The organism is Micromonospora sp. CPCC 205558 (assembly GCF_036902955.1).
Classification (GTDB): Bacteria; Actinomycetota; Actinomycetes; order Mycobacteriales; family Micromonosporaceae; genus Micromonospora.
The window spans coordinates 1-14,399 of record NZ_JBAKHR010000035.1; the positions used below are offsets into that span (position 1 = coordinate 1).

The 14,399-nt window shown below is 71.4% G+C and carries 11 protein-coding genes; 3 read left to right on the forward strand and 8 right to left on the reverse strand.

All coding sequences use genetic code 11. The annotated features are described in order from the left end of the window. Positions 1–247: 247 nt before the first annotated feature. The 3 genes from V6U86_RS28830 to ngcE form a co-directional block, all read right to left on the reverse strand. Positions 248–1,138 carry a carbohydrate ABC transporter permease gene (locus V6U86_RS28830; protein ID WP_334508719.1) on the reverse strand — a complete coding sequence of 297 codons (891 nt, stop codon included), beginning with the start codon at positions 1,136–1,138 and terminating at the stop codon, positions 248–250. Then, the gene (locus V6U86_RS28835; protein ID WP_334508721.1) at positions 1,135–2,043 is read right to left on the reverse strand and encodes a carbohydrate ABC transporter permease; all 909 of its coding nucleotides are present in this window, start codon (positions 2,041–2,043) and stop codon (positions 1,135–1,137) included. Before V6U86_RS28835 ends, V6U86_RS28830 begins: the two co-directional genes overlap by 4 nt. Positions 2,044–2,107: 64 nt before the next feature. After that, the gene (gene ngcE, locus V6U86_RS28840) at positions 2,108–3,523 is read right to left on the reverse strand and encodes an N-acetylglucosamine/diacetylchitobiose ABC transporter substrate-binding protein (RefSeq protein WP_334508723.1); all 1,416 of its coding nucleotides are present in this window, start codon (positions 3,521–3,523) and stop codon (positions 2,108–2,110) included. A 192-nt stretch (positions 3,524–3,715) separates the two neighbouring features. Here ngcE and V6U86_RS28845 point away from each other — a divergent pair, with 192 nt between their 5' ends. Further along, entirely contained in the window at positions 3,716–5,161 is a 1,446-nt protein-coding gene (locus V6U86_RS28845) for an acyltransferase family protein (protein WP_334508725.1), read from the forward strand. On the opposite strand, the gene V6U86_RS28850 is transcribed toward V6U86_RS28845, so the two are convergent. Together V6U86_RS28850 and V6U86_RS28855 are read right to left on the reverse strand one after the other, a co-directional pair. After that, complete coding sequence (locus tag V6U86_RS28850; protein ID WP_334508728.1) at positions 5,133–6,620, reverse strand: CoA-acylating methylmalonate-semialdehyde dehydrogenase; 1,488 nt, start codon at positions 6,618–6,620, stop codon at positions 5,133–5,135. The two genes, V6U86_RS28845 and V6U86_RS28850, sit on opposite strands and share 29 nt — an antisense overlap. Continuing rightward, positions 6,617–7,915 (reverse strand): aspartate aminotransferase family protein, encoded by a 1,299-nt coding sequence (locus V6U86_RS28855; RefSeq protein ID WP_334508731.1) that lies wholly within the window; start codon positions 7,913–7,915, stop codon positions 6,617–6,619. Before V6U86_RS28855 ends, V6U86_RS28850 begins: the two co-directional genes overlap by 4 nt. Before the next feature lie 150 nt (positions 7,916–8,065). Here V6U86_RS28855 and V6U86_RS28860 point away from each other — a divergent pair, with 150 nt between their 5' ends. Beyond that, positions 8,066–9,037, forward strand: a complete 972-nt coding sequence (locus V6U86_RS28860) for a hypothetical protein (RefSeq protein WP_334508733.1) — start codon at positions 8,066–8,068, stop codon at positions 9,035–9,037. Between the two features lie 4 nt (positions 9,038–9,041). On the opposite strand, the gene V6U86_RS28865 is transcribed toward V6U86_RS28860, so the two are convergent. Continuing rightward, the gene (locus tag V6U86_RS28865) at positions 9,042–9,827 is read right to left on the reverse strand and encodes a 2OG-Fe(II) oxygenase (RefSeq protein WP_334508735.1); all 786 of its coding nucleotides are present in this window, start codon (positions 9,825–9,827) and stop codon (positions 9,042–9,044) included. Positions 9,828–9,885: 58 nt separating this feature from the next. After that, positions 9,886–12,084 (reverse strand): tetratricopeptide repeat protein, encoded by a 2,199-nt coding sequence (locus V6U86_RS28870; RefSeq protein ID WP_334508737.1) that lies wholly within the window; start codon positions 12,082–12,084, stop codon positions 9,886–9,888. Between the two features lie 359 nt (positions 12,085–12,443). Between V6U86_RS28870 and V6U86_RS28875 the strand changes: the two genes are divergently transcribed. After that, a complete protein-coding gene (locus V6U86_RS28875) occupies positions 12,444–13,016 on the forward strand; it encodes a hypothetical protein (RefSeq protein ID WP_334508739.1) in 573 nt (190 codons plus the stop codon). Positions 13,017–13,038: 22 nt separating this feature from the next. On the opposite strand, the gene murD is transcribed toward V6U86_RS28875, so the two are convergent. After that, a complete protein-coding gene (gene murD / locus V6U86_RS28880) occupies positions 13,039–14,385 on the reverse strand; it encodes a UDP-N-acetylmuramoyl-L-alanine--D-glutamate ligase (RefSeq protein WP_334508742.1) in 1,347 nt (448 codons plus the stop codon). Between the last annotated feature and the right edge of the window lie 14 nt (positions 14,386–14,399).

Below are 14,399 nucleotides of genomic sequence, written 5' to 3' on the forward strand. Positions count from 1 at the left end.
CCGCGCACGCGCCCCGCGCACGCGCCCCGCGCACGCGCCCCGCGCACCGCCCCGCGCACCGCCCCGCGCACCGCCCCGCGCACCGGCCCGCGCACCGCCCCACGCCGTAGCGCGGGCATGATCGCACTCGATCCAGGATGTAGTGCCCTCCGGCCGCGACGAGGGGACTCTTTCCAGGATTTAGCGCGATCACCGGTGCGCGGGCGCCCGAGACCAGCACGATCACGGTGGTCGGCGGGAACGGAGCCTACTTGAGCTGCCCTGCGGTGAGGCCCGCCTGCACCTGTCGCTGGAACGCCACGTAGATGGCGAGCACCGGGAGCACCGCGATGCTCAGCCCGGCGAAGAGCCGGGCGTAGTCGCCCGCGTAGCCCTGGCTGACCGAGAGCGCGAACAGGCCCTGCGCCAGCATCCACTTGGACTCGTCTCCCTGCAACAACACCTGCGGCAGCAGGAACTGGTTCCAGTGGCTGAGGAAGTTGAAGATCGCCACACTGATCAATCCCGGACGCGCCATCGGCAGCATCACCCGGAAGAACAGCCGGAAGTGACCGCACCCGTCGACCAGTGCGGCCTCCGCCACCGAGGTCGGCAGGGTCCGGAAGAACGCGGTCAGGAAGAACACCGTGAACGGCAGCGAGTAGGCCGCGTACACCAGGATCAGCCCGAGCCAGCTGTTGAAGAGGCCGGCGTTGCGGACCACGAAGAAGAGCGGCACCAGGGCCAGGAACACCGGGAACATGAGACCGCCGACGAACAGGTAATAGACGACCTGGCGGCCACGGAACTCGTACCGGGCGAAGACGTACGCGGCGGTGGCGCCCATCAGCATGGTGAGGCTGACCGAGCCGGTCACCACCACCAGGCTGTTGAGGAAGTACCGGCCGATGTGCGCGCCGGTCCAGGCCCGTGCCCAGTTGTCCAGGTGCAGCGCGCCGGGGAGCCCCCACGGGTCGGCGAGAATCTCACCGTTGGTCTTGAACGAGCTGATGAACATCCACAGCAGTGGCAGGACGGTGAGCAGGCCCCAGAGCAGCAGGAAGCCGTGCGAGAGGGCGTTGGCCACGCCGAGTTCCCGGCGTACCGGGCGGTCCTGGCTGGCAACCAAGGTCGCGGTGGGCTGATCCAGAGTGGTCACGAGTACTCGATCCGTTCGCGCCGGCCGACCCGCAGTGACAGCACCGCCACCGAGAGGGTCAGGAAGAACATCACCACGCCGATCGCCGAGGCGTAGCCGAACTTGGTCTCGCTGCCGAAGGCGGTGTCGTACATGCGTACGCCGATCACGTCGGTGGAGAAGTTCGGCCCGCCGTTGGTCATCAGCTGTACGAGGATGAACCCGTCCAGGGCGAAGATGGCCAGGTAGACCCAGGCGACCTGGACGGTGTCCCAGAGCAGCGGCAGGGTGACCCGGCGCAGGGTGGTGAACCGGGACGCGCCGTCGAGCAGCACCGCCTCGTAGATCTCCTTCGGTACGGCTGACATCGCCGCGCCGAACAGCACCACGTAGAAGCCGACGTTGCTCCAGACCATCACCGCCAGCACGCACCAGAAGGCGGTCGCCGGGTCGCCGAGCCAGGTCGGCGCGGGCAGGCCGACCGCGTGTGCGGCGCTGGTGAGCAGCCCCTGGTTGGGGTGGTACACCTCCTTCCAGAGCAGCGCGATGATCACCACGGAGAGCACCTGGGGGAAGAAGTAGACCGTGCGGTAGAACGCGCCGCCGCGTACGCCGGTCACGCCGGCGCTGCCCTTACGCCCACCCATGGCGAGCATGGTGGCGAAGAAGAGCCCGAGCACGATGGTCAGCACCGGCACCAGACCCAGCAGGATCGCGTTGTTCTTCAGCGCGTTCCACACGTAGTCGTCGTGCCAGAGGGTCTTGAAGTTGGCCAGGCCGACCGGGTTGGCGTCCGCGGAGTAGCCGAGCCAGTCGGTGGTGGAGATCTGGAACGCCTGGAGGTACGGCGAGACGACGAAGAACACGTACAGCAGCACCGGCGGCACCAGGAACGTGACGATCAGCGGCCACTTGCCATGTTTCACGGGGAGGACCTTTCCGATGGGGTACGGCCGGTGGGGGCGAACCTCTCCCCCACCGGCCGGGCGGTCAGGCCGCTCGCTTGTACTTCTTGATCGAGCTGTCCTGGGCGATCGAGTCGGCGCCCTTCTGGCACTGGTCGAGGAATTCCGCGGGGCCGATCCGGCCGCTGAAGAACTCGCCGCAGGCGGCGTCGACGAGGTTGCGCTCGAGCTTGCGGTAGAAGTTGTTGTAGACCCAGTTGAAGCCGTTGGCGCCGGACGCGTCGAGAGCCTTGACCACGGTGCTCAGCCCGTACGGCAACTCGACGCCCTCGGTGGCACCGGCGACCACGGTGAGGCTGGCGACCTTCTTCGTGAAGTCCTGGGCGCCCTTCTTGGAGAGCATGGTCCGGAAGTACTCCAGGCCACCGGCGACGTTGCGGGCCTTGGCGGGCACCATGAACGGTTCACCGGCGGTGCCCCGGATCGCCTCGAACGGCAGTTTGTCGCCGCTGCCCAGACTCGGCGTCGGTGCGATGGTCATGTTGAACCCGGCCGGGGTGACGTCCTTCTGCTCGCTCTCGAGCCAGGAGCCGCAGGAGATGAAGGCGGCCTTGCCCTGACACCAGGCGGTCTGCGACTGCTTGTGGTCCAGGCCGGGCGAGCCCTCCAGGATGTACTTGTCCTTGACGATCTGGTGCCAGGCGTCGGCGGCGGCGCGCATCGAGTCGGACTTCCAGGCGTTCGGCTCCAGGTTGTCGATGGCGGTCGCCACGGACGGGCCGCCGAACTTGATGGCCGTGGAGATCAGCGGCCAGCTCATGTAGCGGGGGTGCAGACCGGCGTACGTCCAGGGGGCGATGCCGGCGGCCTTGATCTGCTTGCAGAGCGCGATGTGGTCGTCCCAGGTCTTCGCGTACGTCCAGCCGCGGTCGGCGAAGAGCTTGGCGGAGTGCCAGATGCCGTAGGCGGTGTAGGTGTAGTTGAGCACCAGGAACTTGCCGTCGTAGGAGCCGACTTCGACCGCGCCGGGCAGCAGGGTGTCCTTGACCGTCTTGCCGGGGATGTCGAGGCTCGGGGCGGCCAGCAGGTCGTCGAGACCGGCGAGGGCGTTCTGGCTGACCAGGCCGTTGAAGTCGATCTGGCTGGAGCCGGAGTTGTTGACCACGTCCGGCGGGGTGCCGTCGACGAAGCGCGGCTGGAGGGTCTTGCTGATCTCCTGGGTGGAGGAGTGCTTGATCTTCGCCTTCGGGTACTTCTCGGTGTACATGGCCTCGTGGGCCTTGGCGTACTCCTCACCGAACCCGCCGCCGAAGATCACCACCTCGAGTGGGGCGTCCTCCTTCACGCCGAGCGGATTCTGCGCGCTCTTGGTGCCCTGGTAGGTCTCGGCATCGTTCTTGTCGCCGCCACCGCTGGTGGCGCAGCCGGACAGCAGGCCGGCGGCGGGGGTGGCCAGGAGGCCGGCGGCGGCGCTGCGCCGCAGGACGTCACGCCTGTTCATGGGTTCTCCTCGGGTCGGGTCGGGCGGATCGCCGGTCTGTGGGGGAGGCGTCCGCCGCGCGAGGGGCGGTAGTTCTCTTCAGTTCATGCTCTATTTCTGAAGAATTTCTACGACAGCCGGGCTCGGACTTCAAGTCCTCAGGGTCGAACCGTTATCGCCACCAGCCGCCGCCAGGTCGCCTAGCCTTGGGCGATGCGCCGTCTGCGCCAACTGGCCGAGCGCACCCCCGCTGGGCGGGAGCGGTACGTCGACCTGCTCCGCGCGCTCGCCATCACCATGGTCGTTTTCGGACACTGGGGCGTCACGGCGATCGGACGCGACGCCGCCGGGCAGGTCACCGGGCACTCCGCGCTCGGCGACCTGCGCTGGGCGTACCCGCTGACCTGGCTGGCCCAGGTGATGCCCGTCTTCTTCCTGGTCGGGGGCTACGCCAACGCGGCCTCGTTGACCCGCCTGCGAGCCCGCGGCGGCGACGCCGCCGGCTGGCTGATCGACCGCAGTGCCCGCCTGGTCCGCCCCACCAGCACGCTGCTGCTCGTACTCACCGCCGGGGCGGCGGTCGCCTGGCTGCGCGGCACCGACCCGACCAGGATCCGCGAGGTGTTCTGGTTCGCGACCATTCCGCTCTGGTTCCTGGTCGCCTACCTGGCGGTGGTCGCGCTCACCCCACCGATGTACGCGCTGCACCGCCGCCTCGGCCTGGCCGTACCGCTGGTGCTCGTCGCCCTGGTCGGCCTCGGCGACCTCGGCCGGCTGAGCGGGCCGGAGGAACTGAGCTACGGCAACTACCTGTTCGGTTGGCTGGCCGTCCACCAGCTCGGCTTCGCCTGGCACGACACCCGGCAGACGCCGCCGCCCACCGAGCCGTCGGGCGACACCGCCGCGACACCGCCGGAAGCCGGCCCGCCGCCCGCCGCGGGGCCGTCGGCCCACGACCGTCCGGGGGTACGCCGCTGGCGACGACTGCCCACCTCGCGGCGGGCCGGGTTGGTGTTCCTGGCCGGCGGCCTGGCCACGGTACTGCTGCTCACCGGGCCCGGCCCGTGGCCGGTGGTCATGCTGCACGTGCCCGGCGAGCGCCTGGACAACGCCGCGCCGCCCAGCCTCGCGCTGCTGGCCGTCGCCGCCGGCCAGCTCGGTCTGATCCTGCTGCTGTCCGGCCCGGCAGAGCGCCTGCTGCGCCGCACCGGCCCCTGGTCGCTGGTGATCGGCGTCAACCTCGTGGTGCTCACCGTCTTCCTCTGGCACCTGACCGCCGCGATCCTGCTGATCGGAGTGCTCGACGCGATCGGGGCGCTGCCCACCCCGGCGGTCGGCAGCGCCGCCTGGTGGGCCTGGCGGGTGCCGTGGTTGCTGCTGCTCAGCGCCGTTCTGGCGGTGCTGGTCGCCATCTTCGGCCCGGTGGAGGCGCGCACCGGCCGGCTTCGCACCGGGCGTCGGACCGGTCGCGGCACGCCAGCCCGAACGGCGTTGACGGTGGCCGCCTACGCCGCCGTGGTGGCGGCGCTGCTGCTCAACAGTGCGACGGCCTCCCGCGCCCCGGAGCCGCTCGGCACGCCCGTCCCGGCACTGCTGGCGTACCTGGCCGGGGCGGGCGTGCTGCGACTGCTCAGGTCTGGGTGGGGAACCCGAGGTTGACCCCACCGTGCCGCGGATCCAACCAGCGGCTGGTGACGACCTTGCCCCGGGTGAAGAAGCGCACCCCGTCCTCACCGTGGGCGTGCAGATCACCGAAGAGGGACGACTTCCAGCCGCCGGACGAGTGGTACGCCATCGGCACCGGAATCGGCACGTTGATCCCGACCATGCCCACCTCCACCTCGTGCTGGTAGCGCCGGGCAGCGCCGCCGTCGTTGGTGAAGATCGCCGTGCCGTTGCCGTACGGACTGGCGTTGACCAGGTCCACCGCCTCGTCGTACGAGCCGACCCGGACCACGCTCAGCACCGGTCCGAAGATCTCGTCTGTGTAGATCGACATGTCCGGGGTCACCCTGTCGAACAGCGTCGGGCCGAGCCAGAAACCGCTCGGGTCGCCGTCCGGCGTCACGTCCCGCCCATCCACCACCGGCACCGCGCCGGCGGTCACCCCGGCGTCCACGTAGGAGCGCACCTTCGCCGCGTGCGCGGCGGTGACCAGCGGGCCCATGTCGCAGCCCCGTCGGCCGTCGCCGGTGCGCAGACCGGTCACCCGCTGGGCGATCCGCTCGACCAGCGCGTCCGCCACCGGCTCCACCGCCACCAGCACCGAAATGGCCATGCACCGCTCCCCCGCCGAGCCGAACCCGGCGTTGACCGCCGCGTCGGCGGCCAGGTCCAGGTCGGCGTCCGGGAGCACCACCATGTGGTTCTTCGCCCCACCGAGCGCCTGCACCCGCTTGCCGGCGGCCGTGCCGCGCTGGTAGACGTACCGGGCGACCGGGGTGGAGCCGACGAACGACACCGCCCGCACCTCCGGGTGCTCCAACAAGGCGTCGACCGCCTCCCTGTCGCCGTTGACCACGTTGAGCACCCCGTCGGGCAGGCCCGCCTCGGCGAACCACTCGGCCAGCAGCAGCGCCGCGCTCGGGTCCTTCTCGCTCGGCTTGAGCACCACCGCGTTGCCGCAGGCCACCGCGACCGGCACGAACCACAGCGGCACCATCACCGGGAAGTTGAACGGGGAGATCACCGCCACCACCCCGAGCGGCTGCCGGATGGTGTACGAGTCGACCTCGGTGGAGACGTTCTCGCTGAAGGCGCCGCGCAGCGCCGAGGGCAGGCCGCAGGCGTACTCGATGACCTCCAGGCCGCGCTGCACCTCGCCGGCGGCGTCGGCGAGCACCTTGCCGTGCTCGGCGGTGACCACCTCGGCCAGTCGGTCCCGACGGGCGTGCACCAGCTCGCGGAAGGCGAACAGCACCGCGGAGCGCCGCGCCAGCGACGCGTCCCGCCAGGACCGCGCCGCACGGGCGGCGGCCTGCACCGCGACGTCGACGTCCGCGGTCGAGGCCAGCTCCACCTCAGCGGTACGCCGACCGGTCGCCGGGTCGAACACGTCACCGCGCCGCTCGGACGTGCCACTCACCCGCTTGCCGTCGACGAAGTGACCGATGCTCACGCCGCCACCCCCGCCGCCGAACGGATCGCGTCGACGAGGATCGCCAGGCCCTCACGAACCTCCTCCTCGGTCAGCGTCAACGGTGGGCCCATCCGCAGCACGTTGCCGTGGAGACCGCCCTTGCCGGCCAGCAGGCCACCGTCCCGGGCGGCTTCGAAGACCCGGTTGGTGAGAGCCGGGTCCGGCTCACTGCTGCCCGGCCGAACGAACTCGACGCCGAGCATCAGCCCCTTTCCGCGTACCTCGGCGACGCAGTCGAGACCGCCCACGGCGGACCGCAGGCCGTCGGCGAGGATCGCGCCGACGCGGGCCGCGTTCGCCTGGAGATCGTGCTCGATCAGGTAGTCGAGCACCGCGTTGCCGGCCGCCGTGGAGATCGGGTTGCCGCCGAAGGTGGAGAAGCTGATGGCCGACACCGACTCCAGCACCTCCGCCCGGCCGACCACCCCCGCGAGGGCGAACCCGTTGCCGATGCCCTTGGCGAACGTGAGCAGGTCCGGGGTGACGCCGTGCGCCTGGTAACCCCAGAAGTGCTCCCCGGTACGCCCCCAACCGGTCTGCACCTCGTCGGCGATGAACAGGATGCCGTGCTCGTCGAGGACCTTCTTCCAGCCGGCGAAGAGCCCGTCCGGCGGGTACACGAAACCGCCAACGCCCTGGATCGGCTCGGCGATCAACGCGGCCACGTCACCTGCGGTCTGGGTGGCCAACACCTCGCGCAGATCCTCCACCGCCGCGTCGACCTGCTCGTCGGCGCTGAGCCGGGCCAGCAGGCCGCGCACCCGGTCACCCGAGTGCAGCCAGGCCACCTGGAGCGGGTTGAGGCCGCTGGCCGACCAGTTGCGGTTGCCGGTGACGCCCATCGCCGCGTACGACCGGCCGTGGTAGCTGTTGCGCACGGCCAGGACCTGGTGCGAGCGGCGGTAGTTGGTGGCCACCAGCAGCGCCGCCTCGTTCGCCTCGGTGCCCGAGTTGGTGAAGAACACCCGCGCGTCCGGGATGCCGGAGCGCTGGGCGATCTTCTCGGCCAACTCCACCTGCTGGCGGATCAGGTAGAGCGTCGAGGTGTGCGCGATGCCGGTGGCGAGCTGACGCTCGACCGCCTCGCGGATCTCCGGGATGTCGTAGCCGATCATGTTGGTCAGCACGCCGCCGAAGAAGTCCAGGTAGCTGCGACCCTGCGCGTCGGTGACCCGGCGGCCCGAGCCGGAGACCAGCTCGATCGGCTCGGCGTAGTACAACGGCATCCAGGACGGCAGCACGGCCCGGTGCCGGGCCAGCAGGTCATCGGTCATCGTGGCAACCCTTCAGCGGCGTTCGTGGATACCGCACGCTCCCACCGGCGGCCGGTGTGGACAACTGCCACTGTGTAGCGCAGCGCGCACCCGCCCCTGACAGTGCGTCAGCCGGCAGTGGTGACGCCGTCCGCCCGGTACGATCCGGCGGTGCCTGAGCTGCCCGTACCACTGCCCATCCGGGTGTCGGGCGACCCGGCCGCCGGCATCGCCGAGTGGGTCTGCGGGGAACCGATGCGCCGGCTGGTCGACCGCTTCGGCGGCAGCTGGCCGGACGGCGACCTCGCCGACGTGCTCCGCTTCCTGGACGAGTTCTCCGCCCGACACTGGGACTTCCGGGGCGGCCGGGAGCGGCCCGACGCCCGGGAGCCGGACCTCGACGCCGGCACCGTCGAGCTGGTGCTCCAGGCGGCGGCGTCCCTCGGCCTGATCCGGCCGGTGGCGCCGGCCCGACCGGCGTACGCCCACCTGGTGGTTCTCGGCGGCCTGGCGCACGCCTGCGTACGCCGGGTCGGGTACGCCGCTCACCTGCTGCGGGCCGGCGTGCCGGTGCGCGGCGAGGTCGCCGTGCTGGGCAGCTTCCGGCCGCTGTCCGACTGGGAACGCCGGACGCTGGCCGACGCGGGTCTGCCCGCCGACGACACCGAGGTCGACGTGCTCGACACGGCCGTCCGGCGGGTGTTCGGGGTGGCCACCCCCGCGGAGCAGGACGGTGTCGATGCCGGCCACCCGCACCACTCCTGGTCGTCGCGGACCTACCGACCGGACGGGCTGCCGCCGGTGCGGGTGCTCGCCGCGCCGTCCAGCGAACCGCACCGGCGGCGCGCGCACACCGCCGACACGCAGCGGTTCTGGGCCGGGCACGTCCAGCTCGCCCCGGGCGACGAGGTGCTGATGGTCACCGCGCCGATCTACGTGCCGTTCCAGCACTGCGACGCGCTACGCACGCTCGCCGTGCCGTACGGCTGCGGCATCGACACCGTCGGGGTGGACCCGGCGCTGGCCGACCTGGCCGTGTTGCCCGAGCAGACGCTCACGCCGGGGCGCTACCTCCAGGAGATCCGCTCGGCGATCCGCTCGATGCGCGCCCTGCACACCGACCTGACGCACCCGGCGCGGTGACTCCTCAGGCGAAGACCAACAGCGGGTCGGTCTCCGTGCGAACGCCGATGAAACAGGCAGCCGAGGTGCGGCAGCCCGCCCGCACCTCGCGGACGCCGTGCATCCGGCCCGCCTCGAACATCACCAGATCGCCCTTGCCGGGCAGCACGGTGTCCAACGGTGGGCCGACCCGCTCAGGCTCGATTCCGTAGTCGAACGGGTCGGTCTTGAGCGCCACGAACTCCTCCTCGGACAGGGTCCCCCAAAAGTCGATCTCGCCACCCGCGCCGGGCTCCGGCACCTCCAGGTAGATGTTCACCCCCAACCGCCGGTGCAGCCGGTACGCGTCGAGCAGTGGGATCTGCCGGCGGTCGATGTGCGGGCGGCCCCGACCACCGGGCGTCATCCGACGCAGCACACCGGGCAGCATCATGCGGCCGTCGTGCCGCCCGACCGTCGCCCCGTACGGCCACATCTCATCCAGGTCGAGCCGGATCAGGTCGGTGGGTGACTGCTGCTCGGCGAACACGTCGTGCCGGATCAGCCGGGTCGTGTCGGCGGCGGTGTCCAGGTAGCGCCGGACACTGTCGCCGCCGTTCGCCACCTCGCCCATCGACGTGCCGACGCTGGTGAACTCCTTGGTGAGCAGGAAGTTCGCCTCGTCGACGGCGCGGACCACCCGGGGCAACGCGGCGTCGCACAGCTGCGGTGGGTAGTACTCGCGGTGCCAGATCACGTCGATCTCACCGGTCGCCAACTCCCGCAGAGACTCGGCGGTCAGTCGGTCCCGGCGGCGCAGTTGATCGCTCACTTCAGCTCCTCGTCAGGCTGGGCTGCGGAACCGGAGCGGGACCTCGACGTCCCGTCCGTCACTCGCCACGAAGCTTCCTGAGGTCGGTCTCGGCCCGGACCGTGTCGGCGTGGTCGTCGCCGAGGATCCGCCGCCGGTCCTTGACCACCCCGGACAGCACCTTCTCCGCCTCGTCGCTGGCGCCGGTGGCGATGAGACACTCCGCCAGAGTGTGCCGGGCGGCGATCATCGCGACGTGCTGGACCTGCCGCTTGGCGCTGTCCGTCGAGAGGAGCTCGCGGAGGTCGGCGAGGGCCTCCTCGACCTCACCCTCGCGCAGCCGGCACAGATCCAGGGTGTGCCGGACCGTCAGGGTCTCGAAGTGGTCCGGCGCCCAGTGCCGCAGGCGGATCTCCAGGATCTCGGCCAACTCGGCGTGGGCGTCGGCGTACCGTCCCTGGTAGACGATCGCACGGGCCAGGCTGTGCCGCGCGGTCATGGTGTCCCGGTCCTCGGGGCCGCGCACCCGGTACTCGGCCCGGACGATGTCGCGCAGCTCTTCCTCGGCGTCGTGCCACCGGCCCTGTTCCAGGATGGTCCGGGCCAGCTTGTGCCGGCTGGCCAGGGTGTTGCGGTGCTCCCGTCCGAGCAGCGCCTCCCGGGCCGGAATGATGGCGCGCAGCTCGGTCTCGGCCCAGCTCAGGTGCCCCTGCTCCAACGCTGCCCGGGAACGTTCGTGGCGGAGGCTCAGCGCCGGCCGGTCGTTGAGGTCGACGCCGATGCGGCGGCACCCCTCCAGGCAGAGGTCCAAAAAGATCTCCGCCTGCCCGGGCAGGCCCACGGCCAGGATGTAGCGGGCGATCAGCCGGGCCAGATCGAGTGCGACGTCCAGCAGGTCCGGCCGGGTCCGGGGCAGGTCGCCGCTGTCGAGGAAATCCAACACCGCGCCCATCGTGGGTGGTGCCAGCAGGTGCCAGCTCGCCCACTTGTCCGGCTCGTCGGGGTCGAACTCCTCCTCGCGAGGGCGGTCCGGGTCGCGCAACCGAAGCGCGTCCAGCAGGTCGAGCACCAGGTCGTGGTATTCCGCCCGAGCGGCCACCACGTCGGGTAGGCCCCGGATCAGCTCGCGTACCAACGGGTGCAGGGTGACCACGTGGGCCACCGAGGACTGGGCCGGCAGTGACTCGACCACCCCGAGGTCGACCAGCGCGAAGTCCGCCAGCGAACGCAGGACCTCGCGCAGCCGGTCCTCGCCGATCTCGCCGATCAGCGGCGAGGCCGACAACCGGACCGGGTCGAGCAGCACGGTGTAGGGAATCGGCGCGTCACCGAGACAGGCCAGCAGGCGCAGCACCGGCCGAGCCTGGTCGAGCCCGCGCCCGGCGAGCAGGTCCAGCGACATCTCCCAGGACTGCACCACCGGACGGACAGCCATGTCGAAGCCGCTGGAGCCGGTGCGCCGGATGCCGGTGCCGGTGCGCCGGTCCAGTGCCTCCCGGTAGTCGTCGTAGGTGCGGATCGAGGACCGGGTGGTGCCGACCGGGATGCGGTTGGCCTCCGCCAGGTAGGTGCCGGCGCCACGCAGCGCCAGCGGGTGCCCCTTGAGCCGGGCGGCGAGCCCGGTCGCCTGCTCCAGCGTGCCGGGGGCCGTGCCGGCGAGGTCGACGAGCACCTGCCCGCCGTCCTCCGGCGACAACTCGTCCACCAGGTACATCGTGGACCATTCGCCCCACGTGTCCCGCCTGCCGTCCCGGGTGGTGACCAGAACCAGCCCATTGGCCGTACGCGGTTGGCGGAGCCAGCCCGTGCCGTCGGCGACCTGCCCGTCGGCGGGGGCCAGCAGAGTCGGTTCGTCGGCATTGTCGAAGATCAGCAACCAGGGCCGGGGAGAGTTGTTCAACAGGTCCCAGACCAGCTCCACCGGGCTGCGGGCCTTTCCGGCCCAGGCGAGGTCGAGCTGGTTCTCCGGAGCCTGGAGCTGGCCCGCGACCTCGCGCATCCCGGCGCTGACCCGTGCCGAGTCCTTCGCCGAGATCCACCAGACCAGCCGGCCACGTTCCTCGAGCTGGCGGGCCACCTCCTGAGCGGTGAGGCTCTTGCCGCAGCCGCCCAGCCCGAAGAGGATCTGCGTGGCCTCCTCCGGAGCACGCACCGTGCCGGCGGGCGGCTCGGCGGCACGCAGGATCGTCTCGACCAGCTCGTCGCGCCCGCGCAGCGGCAGCCGGTTACGGCGCGGCGGAATGATCGAAAATCCGGTGACCTGTGCCGGCGCGGTCATCGGCTCGGCTCCGTGCGGCCCGGCTCCCTTCGGCGCATCTCTGGGCTGCCGCGCTCCGGACGGCCCATCAGGAGGCGGGCCGGCCGGGTCCGGCCGGGCCGGTGAAGGGTGGGGCGACGGTGGGTCATCTGGCCTCCCGGAGGGGCGTGACGGCAGGCTCCACGATGGTCGGTCCACGCCGAGGGGATGGCGGTCGACCGCGTGATCCGTTGCCCAAACACTACCCGCTGAAGCCCACGCCAACACTCTACGCAGCCGCACCCGGATGAAAGATGCAGTCCCGTCGGCGGGACGGCCGGTGGCCGGCGCTGAACGGTGGAGCCGAGGGCGGACTGCGGTACCACGACTACCGTGGACACATGTCGACTGTGGAGACTCTGGCGTTCATCCCGGCCGGCTGGGGCATCGACTGGGGATCGGTCCCGGACTGGTTCGGCGGCCTCGGCACCGTCGGCACACTCCTCTTCGGCGTGCTCAGCCTGCGCCGTGAGTTGCGGGCCCGACGGCGCGAGGACCGGGCCGCGCAGGCCCGACAGGCGCGGCTCGTCTCCAGCACCACCCGCACCGAGGGCAAGGGCGTGCTGCGCGTACGGGTCGCCAACGACAGCGACGGGCCGGTCTTCGACCTCGCCGCCACGCCGATTGCGCACACCGGCGACCCGGGTCCCGGCGGCCGTCAGGTGCCGGTGGCCACGGTGACCGGCCCCGTCGACCGGCTCGACGGCGGGGCCGCCGCGGAGCTGTTCATCAACGTCGACCGCAGCGTCGACCTCAGCGGGTACGCCTCGGCGACGGTGCGACTGCGATTCACCGACCAGCAGGGCAACCGGTGGCAGCGGGAGGGAACCGGCCAACCGCAGCCCGACCTCGGTGACGAGGCGGTGCCGGCCCGCCGTTCCTGGCTGCGCCGGTGGCCGTCACGATCCCGCTGAGCCGGCGGGGCCGGGTCGGGGGTCAGCCTGCGGTGTCGGCGACGGCCTGGGCGAAGACCTCCGAGCGGTGCTCGAAGTTGCGGAACCGGCCGTAGCTCGGCGCGGCCGGGGAGAGCAGCACCACCCCGCCGGCCGGGGTCACCTCGCGGGACAGCCGGACCGCGTCCACCAGGTCGTCGACCAGCTCGGTACGCACCTTCGGGAGGCCGGCGAGCGCCTCGACGATGCGGGCGCCACTGTCCGGAATCCCGATCACGGTCAGCTCCCGCTCGGCCAGGTGCTCGGCCAACGGCGTGTAGTCCAGACCTCGGTCGTTGCCGCCGACGATCACCGTCAACGGCCGCCCGTCGTACGCGTCGATGGCGTGCATGGCCGCGTACGGGCTGGTGGCCAGGGTGTCGTCGACGAACGTCAGCCCGGACGGGTCGGTGATCTCGGTGAGCCGGTGGGCCAGCCCCTGGAACTCGGCGACCGCGACGGCGAGGTGGTCCTTGCCGGCCAGCACGTCCACGCCGAGCGCATCCAGCACGGCGAGCGCGACACAGAGGTTGCCCTCGTTGTGCCGACCGACCAGCGGCAGCACGGCACGCGGGAAGAGCGGCTGGTCACCGACGTGGAACCAGGGTGCGCCGTCGCCACCGGCGGCGACGTGGAAGGTGTCGGGGCGACCGGCCCGGACCGCCGGCAGCTCACCCAACTCGGCGGCCAGCCGGGGGTCGTCACCGTTGACCACGATCGTCTGCGGGTCGTGGGCCAGCAGGTTCAGCTTGTCCCGGTAGTACTCCCGCTCCCCGCCGTGCGCGTCCAGGTGCTCGGGGAAGAGCGCGGTGACCACCGCCACCCGGGGCGAGTCGGCGAGATCGCTGCACTGGTAGCTGGACAGCTCCAGCACGTACAGCTCCGACTCGGGAAGATCCAGGGTCGGCACCCCGATGTTGCCGCCGAAGACATTCGGCCGGCCCATCGCGGTGAGCAGGTGGCTGATCAAGCTGGAGGTGGTGCTCTTGCCCTTGCTGCCGGTGACCCCGACGGTGCGCGCGGCGTGGTCGGCCATCCACAACGCGGTGCCCTGGGTCACCATGATCCCGCGTCGGCGCAGCTCGACCAGCCACGGGTGGGTCTGGGGCACGCCCGGGGAACGGACCACCACGTCCGCCGCGGCCAGCCGTTCGAAGCCCGCCTCACCGGTGACCAGCGGCGCCGCCTCGGCCAGCGGGCCGTCCCAGGGCAGCGACAGGAAGTTCGCACTGTCGTCGACGGCGACCAGCTCGGCCGGGCCGTGCGCGGCGATGGCTGTCACAGCGGCCCGGCCCTCCCGACCGGTGCCCCAGACGGCGACGGTGCGTCCGCGCAGGTCAGAAAGGCGCACGAGGCTCTCCTCGG

What these genes read in the sequence shown, in the direction of transcription:
- V6U86_RS28855 (WP_334508731.1), bottom strand. Translation starts at nt 7,915, where the DNA reads ATGACCGATGACCTGCTGGCCCGGCACCGGGCCGTGCTGCCGTCCTGG.
- V6U86_RS28845 (WP_334508725.1), top strand. Translation starts at nt 3,716, where the DNA reads ATGCGCCGTCTGCGCCAACTGGCCGAGCGCACCCCCGCTGGGCGGGAG.
- V6U86_RS28870 (WP_334508737.1), bottom strand. Translation starts at nt 12,084, where the DNA reads ATGACCGCGCCGGCACAGGTCACCGGATTTTCGATCATTCCGCCGCGC.
- ngcE (WP_334508723.1), bottom strand. Translation starts at nt 3,523, where the DNA reads ATGAACAGGCGTGACGTCCTGCGGCGCAGCGCCGCCGCCGGCCTCCTG.
- V6U86_RS28875 (WP_334508739.1), top strand. Translation starts at nt 12,444, where the DNA reads ATGTCGACTGTGGAGACTCTGGCGTTCATCCCGGCCGGCTGGGGCATC.